This window comes from Microbacterium esteraromaticum, assembly GCF_900163815.1.
Lineage (GTDB): Bacteria > Actinomycetota > Actinomycetes > Actinomycetales > Microbacteriaceae > Microbacterium > Microbacterium esteraromaticum_B.
Window position 1 is genome coordinate 64097 of record NZ_FUKO01000012.1, and the last position, 10257, is coordinate 74353.

Below are 10257 nucleotides of genomic sequence, written 5' to 3' on the forward strand. Positions count from 1 at the left end.
GGCGGAACTCAGACGTCGAGACGGAGGGCGTCTTCGGTGACGGGGCAGCGCTCGGCTCGGATCGGGTGACCGGTGGTCGTCAGGCACTTTCCGGTCTTCAGATCCCACTTCCAGTCGTGCATGCTGCAGGTGAGGATGCCGTCTTCGTCGATCTTTCCGGTGCGGGTGAGGTCAGCGCGCAGGTGCGGGCAGCGGCGCTGTACGGTCCAGTCGCCGATCTCGGCGTCTTCGGTCTGGTCCGTCTGCTCCTGATACCAGTTCTCGACGTACTCGATGCGGTCGACCGAGAGGCACTTGAGGAAGGTCGTCAGGAACTCGTTGAACTTGCCGCTGCGACCGACCGAGAACTGCATCGACAGGAAGATCGAGTTGGACCAGTCGATCTCGTGATCGGCGATGTTCGTGGAGACGAGATCAGCGGGAATCGTGTACCAGTAGATGCACTCCTCCCCCGAGTATTCGCGCACCTTGGCCTTGGGGAAGTCCACGACCATGTCGAGTTCACCGATGCGGAAGCGCACATTCCCGCCCACGCCGAGGCGGATCGTGCGGGACTTCTTCAGCAGCGGCTCCCACCACTCCTTGATAGCGGCGAGCATCTCCGCCGGCGGCAGCACCGCGGCGCGCGTCGCCTCCTCATCGCGGATCTCCTGCTGGCGAGACGCGCGCTGCTCCTCGAGGTATTCCCACTTCTCATCGAAGATGTGCGCGATCTCGGCCTCGGTGTACAGGCTCTGGCTGACCGTCATCTCACCCGCATCGAGTTCGACGACGGTGCCCGGCACGAACAGCCGGCCGTCGTACTGCGGCGCCTGCTCCTTGAGGTGGGCGAGGAACTCCTTCTGGTCTGTGAAGATCGAGTCGTTGTCGAGGCCGGTCCCGTTGTACTTGAACAGCTCATCACGCAGGAACATCGGCGGCCCCGCCATGGGGAAGACCCGCGGCGCGTCAACCTTTTCGATGTAGTACATCGCGCGCTTGTTCTGCGCTTCGCGCTTGAGACGGGCGAAATTCTGCTTCGCTTCCTGAGGGAGGTCGTAGACCATCGGCCACCAGATCGCACCGGACACCTGAGTGAAATAGGCGTCGGGCTTGCCGAACGAGAGCAGCGCCTCCAGGTCGAGCGGATGCGAATCGTTCTGGTTCAGCACGGATGCCGTGCCATCATCGAGGCTCAGCGAGGAGTCGCCGATTGGGCCGTCGCTGGGTGCCCGCAGCGGCGTGATCATGATCTTCAGCTCACCGCGCTGGATGACCTCCCCAGCCGGAGCGTAGGTGATGTTGTCGTATCCGAGAGCGCGGATGTCCTTTTCGAGGTCATCGATGGGGTACTCCGGCAGCAGCACCTCGATGTCCTTCGAGATGTAGCGCTGAAGCAGACGCGGGTCGAAGTGATCGCGGTGCCGGTGCGAGATGTACAGGAAGTCGGCTTCGCGGCCGAACCGTTCCCAGTCGAGGCCTCGATTGTCGGGAAACGGGAACCACGAGCCGTAGAACGACGGGCCGAGAACCGGGTCGCAGATGATGTTTCCGCCGTTGGTCTCGATGAACATCCCGGCGTGGCCGAGTCCCGTGATCCGCATGTCTCTCCTCCTGCTGTGGACAGCCTCGATTCTACCGAGCGGATGCTGTGGGCGGCTGGTGCCCAGCCGTGGATATGGCGGAACCGCTCTCCCCCGCGCTCACGCCTCGAGCAGACCCCGGATGTCATCGGCAGTCAGTGCCTGCGCGAACACCGCGTCGTCATCCATCACGGCGCTGAACAGCCGTGCTTTCCGCTGCTGCAGCGCGAGCACCTTCTCCTCGATCGTGCCCGCCGCGATCAGACGGTAGACGAACACGCGGTTCTGCTGGCCGATCCGGTGCACGCGGTCGATGGCCTGCGACTCCGCGGCGGGGTTCCACCACGGATCGAGCAGAAAGACGTAGTCGGCTTCGGTGAGTGTCAGGCCGAACCCACCGGCCTTGAGACTGATCAGGAACACCGGCTCCTCCCCGCCGCGGAACTGCTCGACGACGTCCGCGCGACGCCGAGTCGATCCGTCGAGATACGCGTAGGAGATGCCGGCGTCGGCGAGTCTCTCGGCTGCGAGTTCGAGGAAGGAGGTGAACTGGCTGAAGACGAGTGCCCGGTGACCCTCTGCGCGAAGTTCGCCGAGCTGTTCCAGGAGCACATCGAGCTTGCGTGAGACGGCCCGCGTGGGAATCTTGTCGGACTGCCCCTCGGTCTTCACCAGTGCAGGATCGAGCGCCAGCATCCGCAGCATCGTGAGCGACCGGAAGACGATGAAGCGGTTGCGGTCGAGATCGGCGAGCAGGCCGAGCACCTTCTGGCGTTCGCGCTGCAGCACCGTGTCGTACAGCGCGCGATGCGCGGGGCTCAGATCGACGAAGACCTCCTGCACCTGCTTCTCGGGCAGATCGGCCGCGACGAGCTCTTTGGTGCGACGCAGCATCAGCGGGCGGATGCGCCGCCGCAGCCGCTGCATGCGCCGTTGGCGGTATTCCCCGCCCTCTTCGTTCTCAGGCACCTTGCCCTTCTCGATCGGCTGCACGTAGTCCTGGCGGAACTTCCGCGCAGACGGAAACAGACCGGGAGCAGTGAGTGCGAACAGCGACCACAGATCGGTGAGACTGTTCTCCAACGGCGTGCCTGTGACGGCGAATGTCACCCGCGCAGCGATCGCCGCGACCGCGCGGTGCAGCTTGGTCGCGGAGTTCTTCACGAACTGCGCCTCGTCGAGGATCAGCCCCGCCCACGCGACTGCTGCGTATTCCTGCTCGTCGAGTCGCGCGAGCGTGTACGAGGTGATGACGAGGTCGGCTCGCCCCGCGACCTCCGCCACGCTCTCGCTGCGCCGCGCGATCGTGCTGTCGATGATCGTCACTCGAAGGCCCGGTGCGAACCTGGCGGCTTCCCGGCGCCAGGTGTCGAGCACAGAGGTGGGTGCGATGACGAGGAACGGATGCTGCTCTCCGCGTTCGACGGCGTGCGCCGTCAGAGCGAGCAGCTGCAGAGTCTTGCCGAGCCCCATGTCGTCAGCGAGGATGCCGCCCATCCCCCGTTCCCAGAGGAAAACGAGCCAGTCGAAGCCCTGCTTCTGATATTCGCGGAGCTGTGCGTGCAGCCCGGTGGGGACCGGGGTCTCGGGGACGCCATCGACGTCGCGCAGGCCCTCCGCGAGGGCGCGCCATGCGACGGCAGGCTGGGAGATGTCGGCGAGGTCTTCGAACTCCTCCCAGAGATCGACCTGGTGCCTGCTGATTCGCGGAGCGGTCTCCCACTCCGCGAGACCGGTGGCTTCATCGATCAGCTCGCGCAGACGATCAAGACCGGGGTGCGCGAGCGAGAAGTAGGTGCCGTCGATGAGCAGCAGCTTCGTGCGCCGCATGCTGAGCGCGGTGAACAACGGTGTGAACGGAATCGATCGGCCGTCGATCTTCACGATGATGCCGAGATCGAACCAATCCGCGTCTGTCGTCTCGACGGTCGAGATGGTGATCTCCGGGATGCCGGACAGCTCGCGATAGTCGCGACGGCGCCCGGTGATGACGACCCTGACGTCGCTGTCCTCGTATGCGGTGAGCACTTGGGCTGCCCATTCCGCAGCATCCACGCCTTCGATGCGTCCAGCAGCGGCGAACGGAGACGTCGCGACGGAGTGCCAGATGCTCTCCACGGCGATGCGGGCTGTGCTTTCCGCTTCGAAGTCGCGGAAGGCCTGCATTCCGGGCTCGAATGGCGTCACGCCGAAACCGGCGTACTCCCAGCCGAACCGGAAATCAATGCGATCGCCTGCAGAGAACGCGGCGGTCAGGACGGGGCGAGGCACGCTCAGCGGCGGCAGTTCGAGCCCCGATGCCGCGCGCACCTCGCTCTCGCGCGCGATGAGCGGGTACGCCTCGGCGAAGAAGTCGCCGCGGTCTTCTGGCGGCACCGAGATCGGCGCCCCGGTGCGCAGCACGGCGAGAACCGTCGAGGGCAGGTCCACCGCCGCCAGCGTCACGTGAATGTCGGTCGCGATCACGTCCCAGTGGTAGAGCCCGAAGCGTCCGAGTGGCTGCACGTGCGCAGAATCGACGGGGATGCCGTCAAGGCTGACATCTGCTGCGACTTCGAGCCCGCCGCTGCCCTCCTCGGCGATCCGCAGCCCGGCGGACGCGGCACTCGCGAGGGTGACGTGGGTGTGCGCGTGGAGCGGCACCAGCGGAATTCCCAGCCCGGACAGGGCATCAAGATGCCGCCAGAGCAGCGGGGACTCCACGCGATCCAGCAGAATCCATTCCCCGGCCGTGCCGGAGAGCAGCGAATCCCTGGAGATGTTCAGGAAGTCGGTGAACCAGCGGCGCTGCGGCTCGGAGTGCTGGCCGCTGCGGCGCAGGGCATCCCACGTCGCGTCGCCCTTGATCCAGCGATCAGTGTTCGTGCTCCGCATCAGCGGGCGCACGGCGAGCATCACTTCACCGGGCTCACGCACCAGTCCACGCGGGGTGGCCGAGCGGGGCGGTTCCGGCTTCCATTGCTGCGCCGAGCCGTGCGGACGAGTGCGCAGCTCGATACCGAGCGCGAGCGGGATGAGTGCGCGCGTCGACCGCGCGGGGAGGATCGTACGCCACAGCGGAGCGGAGCGGTTCGGCGTGGCCGGCGTCGCAGACACCCCGGTTCCGCCGGATGTCAAGTCATCACGCTCTGCAACGATCATGGCGGCAACGAGGTGCTTGCACGCCGTTGCGACAGGACATGAGCACGTCGTGTTCATGATCCGCGCGCCGTCGAAGCGCACCCGGCAGTGGTAGCGGGCGCGACCGCTGCCGTCGACCTCCGCGTTCAGCGTCTGCGCTGCGGCATCCCATCGCGTCAATCGCACGAAGCCACGATCGGCATAGTCCACCCCGCGCTGATAGCCGCCTGAACCGGCGAGCTGTCGAAGCTGGCCGAGGCTGCCTGGAGGGATCATGTCAGCATCCTGCCGTGGACCACTGACGCTGTCTCACTCGGCGATGCGGCGGAGTCAGTTCGTCCGGGCGATACGGGCGAGCACACCGTGCACGAATGCGCTGGACTCGTCAGTGGAGAGCTCTTTGGCGAGTTCGACGGCCTCATCGATCGCGACCGCGGTCGGCACCTCGGCGTTGAAGAGGATCTCCCAGGTGCCCATCCGCAGCAGTGCCCGATCGACGGCGGGCATCCGCTCGAGCTTCCAGTCACGGCTGTGCGTGGTGATCTGCTCGTCGATCTCATCGCGGTGATCGATGTAGCCATCGACGATGTCGCGGGCGTACAGCCACGATGCTTCACGACTGGGCTCGTTCGCCGCGCGCTTGGCGGCAGCAGCGAGCACGATGGAGATCTCTTCGTCGCGGATGTCAGAGGAGTAGAGGATATCGAGGGCGCGTTTGCGCGCCTTGGTGCGTGCGCTCAAGATCAGTCGTTGACGCGGCCGAGGTAGTCACCGGTGCGGGTGTCGACCTTGACCTTGGTGCCGGTCTCGAGGAACAGCGGCACCTGCAGCTCGTAGCCGGTCTCGACGGTGGCAGGCTTGGTGCCTGCGGAGGAACGATCGCCCTGCAGGCCGGGCTCGGTGTAGGTGACCACCAGCACGACGGACGCCGGCAGCTCGATGTACAGCGGGTTGCCGTGGTTGAGCGCGATCTGAACCTGCTGGTTCTCGAGCATGTAGTTCTTCGCGTCGCCGACGATCGCGGCGGAGACATTGAGCTGGTCGTAGTCCTCGACATCCATGAAGACGAAGCTGTCGCCGTCGGTGTAGAGGTAGGTGAAATCGCGGCGGTCGACGTTCTCGATCTCGATCTTGGTACCGGCGTTGTACGTCTTGTCGACGGACTTGCCCGTCACGACGTTCTTGAGCTTGGTGCGCACGAAGGCGCCACCCTTGCCCGGCTTCACGTGCTGGAACTCCACGACGCTCCAGAGCTGTCCGTCGATCTTGATGACGACGCCGTTCTTGATGTCTGCTGTGGATGCCATGCGGGAGAGTTCCGTTCGTGTCGAAGTCAGTGGCCGGGTGCGAATGCGCACGCGAGAAGCGGGCCGATGAACGATTCTATCGGATCACGTCGACGGCCCCGCCCGAACCGCGTTCAGCTGCTGCTAAAGCTGCGCGATCAGCTGCTCCACCGCTTCGGCATAGCCGTTCACGCCGTGGCCGACCACGCGCACCGCGGCGACGTCGTCGAGGTATGAGAAGTGCCGGAAGGCTTCTCTGGCGTACACGTCTGAGACGTGCACCTCGGCGAAGGGCAGGGCGACTGCGGTGAGCGCGTCGCGCAGAGCAACGGAGGTGTGCGTGAGGCCACCGGGGTTGATGATGATCCCTGCGCAGTCCTCGCGGGCGGCATGGATCGTGTCGATGAGCACGCCTTCGTGGTTGCTCTGCAGCGCGCGCACCTCATAGCCGGCGGCGGCAGCAGCATCCGTCGTCAGCCGCTCGACGTCAGCGAGCGTATCGGTGCCGTACAAGGCCGGTTCGCGCGTTCCGAGCAGGTTGAGGTTCGGCCCGTTGAGCAGCAGGAGGCGGCGGGAGGTCATTCGCCGAGCTCCTGGTACGCGGCGAACATCAGCGACTCATCGGGTGCCTGCAGCACGGTCGGCTTGGCGATGTCATCGAGCAGGATGAAGCGCAGCATCGCGCCGCGGGCCTTCTTGTCGCGCTGCATCGTCGCCAGCAGCTGCGGCCACGCGCCGGCCCGGTAGCTGGTGGGCAGACCGAGCGATTCCAGCACCGCACGGTGGCGCTCCGCGCCCGCGTCGGACAGACGGCCCGCCAGGCGCGAGAGCTCGGCGGCGTACATCATGCCGATCGACACGGCAGCACCGTGGCGCCACTGGTACCGCTCGGCGTGCTCGATGGCGTGCCCGAGGGTGTGTCCGTAGTTGAGGATCTCGCGTTGACCTGCCTCGCGGAAGTCCTCCGAGACGACCTTCGCCTTCATGTCGATCGCCAGCTCCACTGTGCGGCGAAACTCATCGCTGCTCGTGTCGATGGCGCGCTGCGGATCGGCCTCGATGATGTCGAGGATCTCCGGGGCCCAGATGAACCCTGCCTTGACCACCTCGGCGTACCCGGCGGTGGCTTCGTTCGCCGACAGGCTGCCGAGCTCGTCGAGATCTCCGATCACGGCGCGCGGCGCCCAGAACGCGCCGACGAGGTTCTTGCCCTCGTTCGTGTTGACACCGGTCTTGCCGCCGACGGAAGCGTCGACGAGCCCCAGCACCGTTGTCGGCACCTGCACGAGTTGCACACCGCGCAGCCAGGTCGCCGCGACGAAGCCGGCGAGGTCGGTGACGGCGCCGCCGCCGTAGCCGATGACGGCATCGGTGCGGGTGAAGTCGGCCTGGCCCATCACCTGCCAGCAGAAGGCGGCGACTTCGATGCGCTTGCCCTGCTCGGCATCCGGGATCTCGGCGAGCAGAACGTCACGTGGACCGTTGGACGTGTCGGCGAGAAGACGATCGCGCAGCTCTGCCGCGCGCTGAGAGAGCGTCGGCGGGTGCACCACGAGGATCTTCCGCACCGACGGCTCGAGCGCTGCCGAGACGGTGTCGAGAATGCCGCGTCCGATGGTTACGTCGTAGGCGTCTTGCCCCGTCACACTGATGGTCGTCGTACTCATGACTGTTCCTTCCTCCAGGCGACGATCTCCTCTGCCAGCATGCGCATGGGCCGCCGAGACGTGTCGACGGTGAGATCGGCGACTTCTTCATACCAGTGACGGCGCTTCTCGAAGATCGTGCGCCAGCGTTTCACGGGGTCTTCCTCGCCGGCGAGCAGTGGACGCCCGGCTCCGCGGATGCGGTGCGACACCGCATCTTCGGTGACGGTGAGAAAGACCGTGGGATGCTGCGCCAGCAGCTCCCGGGTTCCGGCATCCGTCACCGCTCCCCCACCCAGCGAGATCACGCCGCCCTCGCCGACGGCCTCAGCGACAGCCAGCCGCTCCAGTTCGCGGAAGTGCTCCTCGCCGCGGGTCGCGAAGATCTCCGGAATCGGGCCGTGCACGGCGGCGATGCGTTTGTCGGTGTCGATGAACGGCACCTCGAGCAGGCGCGCCGCGCGACGCCCCACGCTGGTCTTGCCCGCAGCCATCGGGCCGATCAGCACCAGCGTCGGCGGTAGCTCAGGAGTGCTCATCATGGGCGAGCAGCGCCGCCTCGGACGCGGGTGCGGTGCGCAGCGTCTCGGGGATCGCCGCCAGATAGCTCTCGAGGTTGCGGCGCGTCTCACCGACGCTGTCGCCGCCGAACTTCTCCAGCAGCGAGTTCACCAGTTCGATCGCAACCATGGCCTCGGCGACCACGCCAGCGGCCGGCACTGCGCACACATCCGAGCGCTGGTGATGCGCGGTCGCATCCTCGCCGGACGCGGTATCGATGGTGCGCAGCGCGCGAGGGATCGTCGCGATCGGCTTCATGCCGGCGCGGATGCGCAGCACGGTGCCCGTGGTCATTCCGCCTTCGGTGCCGCCTGCTCGATCAGAGCCGCGAGTGATCCCGCCATCTGCGGCGAACAGCTCATCGTGCGCGGCGGAGCCACGGCGACGTGTCGTCTCGAAGCCGTCGCCGACCTCGACCCCCTTGATCGCCTGAATGCTCATCAGTGCCTGCGCGAGACGACCATCAAGGCGTCGGTCCCAGTGCACATGCGAGCCGACGCCAGGAGGCAGCCCGTAGGCGAGCACCTCGACGATGCCGCCGAGCGTATCGCCGTCCTTCTTCGCAGCATCGACCTCCGCCACCATCAGCGCCGAGGTCGCGGCATCGAAGCAGCGCAGCGGATCTGCATCCAGCGCATCGACGTCGTCCGGGGCGGGCAGCGGCGACCCCTCGGGCACCTGCACGGGGCCGATCGAGAGGGTGTGGCTCACGAGCCGGATCCCCAGCTCCTGCAGGAACGCGCGGGCCAGCGCGCCGAGGGCCACCCGCGCGGCGGTCTCGCGGGCGCTCGCGCGCTCGAGGATGGGGCGAGCCTCATCGAAGTCGTACTTCTGCATCCCCACCAGGTCGGCGTGACCGGGGCGGGGGCGGGTGAGGGCTGCGCCCCTGCCGCGCGATCTGTCGGTGAGGTCAGTCGGCGCCGGGCTCATCACCTCGGTCCACTTCGGCCATTCGGTGTTGCCGATGCGCAGTGCGATCGGGCTGCCGAGGGTGCGACCGTGAACGACCCCGCTGGAGATGCTCAGCTCGTCCTGCTCGAACTTCATCCGCGACCCGCGGCCATAGCCGAGTTTGCGGCGCTGGAGGTCTGCCTGGATCGCCTCGGCCGTGATGGTCACCCCAGAGGGCAGGCCCTCCATGATGGCGATGAGTTCGGGGCCGTGCGATTCGCCGGCTGTGAGCACGCGGAGCATTGCTCCAGTCTCCCACGGGTTTCGGGCGGGCCACGCCGTGCGACGGCGATGTGACGCGCAGTCGCGAATCAGGCGATGGCGGCGCGCATCGCAGCGACGATGCCGCTCTCATCCGGCAACGGCTCGGCCTGCGTGCCGTGCACGAAGATCCGTATCTGACGCACCGCCTGGTAGAGCAGCATCTCGAACCCGGAGATCACCGTTGCATGGGGCCATTCCGCTGCGAGAGCCGAGGGCCATGGCGCGTACGCCGCTTCGAAGAGGGTGCCGCCGACGTCAGCCAGGGGGGCTGCGACATCGGGTGCCAGCGCGGTGCCGCTCGGAAGGGTCGCCACCGTGACGTCGACCTCGGATGCAGGCGCGGTGAACTGCTGCACGCTCAGGTTGACGCCGAGAGTCTCAGCGATCTGCCGCAGCTGCCGCGCGGCCTCCGGCCGCCGCGCGCGCACATCGACCTCACGCAGGCCGCGTTCATGCAGGGCGACGAGAGCGGATGCTGCCGTCGCCCCGGACCCGAGAAGGCGCGCCCGTTCGATCTGCTCGACACCCGCCGCGACGAATGCATCGGCGACTCCGCCGACATCGGTGTTGAACCCTCTTCGTCTCGCTCCGAGCAGCAGAGTGTTGACGGCTCCGGTCAGCTCAGCATGACGGTCCATCACGTCGGCCGCAGCATGGGCGACGTGCTTGAGCGGCATGGTCAGCGACAGCCCCCGCCAGCTCGAATCGAGTGAGTCCAATGTCGCAGAGAAAGACTCTTCGTCGACCTGTCGCCGCTGGTACTCCCAGTCCAAGCCCAGCAGCCGATATGCAGCAGTGTGCAGTGCAGGAGAACGGCTGTGATCGATCGGATCGCCCCAGACCGCCAGCCGAGCGCGTGCGCTCATC

Annotated in this window: 9 protein-coding genes; all 9 read right to left on the bottom strand. The window is 66.6% G+C overall.

What is annotated here, in order from left to right:
* Positions 1–8 precede the first annotated feature (8 nt).
* The 9 genes from FM104_RS03640 to FM104_RS03680 all read right to left on the bottom strand — a co-directional run bounded on the left by FM104_RS03640 (position 9) and on the right by FM104_RS03680 (position 10256).
* Positions 9–1583, bottom strand: a complete 1575-nt coding sequence (locus FM104_RS03640; protein WP_087130106.1) for a Rieske 2Fe-2S domain-containing protein — start codon at positions 1581–1583, stop codon at positions 9–11.
* 99 nt (positions 1584–1682) lie between these two features.
* Positions 1683–4958 carry a DEAD/DEAH box helicase gene (locus FM104_RS03645; RefSeq protein WP_087130107.1) on the bottom strand — a complete coding sequence of 1092 codons (3276 nt, stop codon included), beginning with the start codon at positions 4956–4958 and terminating at the stop codon, positions 1683–1685.
* A gap of 54 nt (positions 4959–5012) precedes the next feature.
* Entirely contained in the window at positions 5013–5423 is a 411-nt protein-coding gene (gene nusB, locus FM104_RS03650) for a transcription antitermination factor NusB (RefSeq protein ID WP_087130108.1), read from the bottom strand.
* 2 nt (positions 5424–5425) lie between these two features.
* Complete coding sequence (gene efp / locus FM104_RS03655) at positions 5426–5989, bottom strand: elongation factor P (RefSeq protein WP_087130109.1); 564 nt, start codon at positions 5987–5989, stop codon at positions 5426–5428.
* 123 nt (positions 5990–6112) lie between these two features.
* Positions 6113–6550: a type II 3-dehydroquinate dehydratase gene (gene aroQ, locus FM104_RS03660; RefSeq protein WP_087130110.1), complete on the bottom strand. Its 438-nt coding sequence runs from the start codon at positions 6548–6550 to the stop codon at positions 6113–6115.
* Positions 6547–7635 (bottom strand): 3-dehydroquinate synthase, encoded by a 1089-nt coding sequence (aroB, locus tag FM104_RS03665; protein ID WP_087130111.1) that lies wholly within the window; start codon positions 7633–7635, stop codon positions 6547–6549. Before aroB ends, aroQ begins: the two co-directional genes overlap by 4 nt.
* Positions 7632–8153 carry a shikimate kinase gene (locus tag FM104_RS03670; RefSeq protein ID WP_087130259.1) on the bottom strand — a complete coding sequence of 174 codons (522 nt, stop codon included), beginning with the start codon at positions 8151–8153 and terminating at the stop codon, positions 7632–7634. Before FM104_RS03670 ends, aroB begins: the two co-directional genes overlap by 4 nt.
* Positions 8140–9369 (bottom strand): chorismate synthase, encoded by a 1230-nt coding sequence (aroC, locus tag FM104_RS03675; protein WP_087130112.1) that lies wholly within the window; start codon positions 9367–9369, stop codon positions 8140–8142. Before aroC ends, FM104_RS03670 begins: the two co-directional genes overlap by 14 nt.
* 68 nt (positions 9370–9437) lie before the next feature.
* Entirely contained in the window at positions 9438–10256 is an 819-nt protein-coding gene (locus FM104_RS03680) for a shikimate dehydrogenase family protein (RefSeq protein WP_087130113.1), read from the bottom strand.
* Position 10257 lies beyond the last annotated feature (1 nt).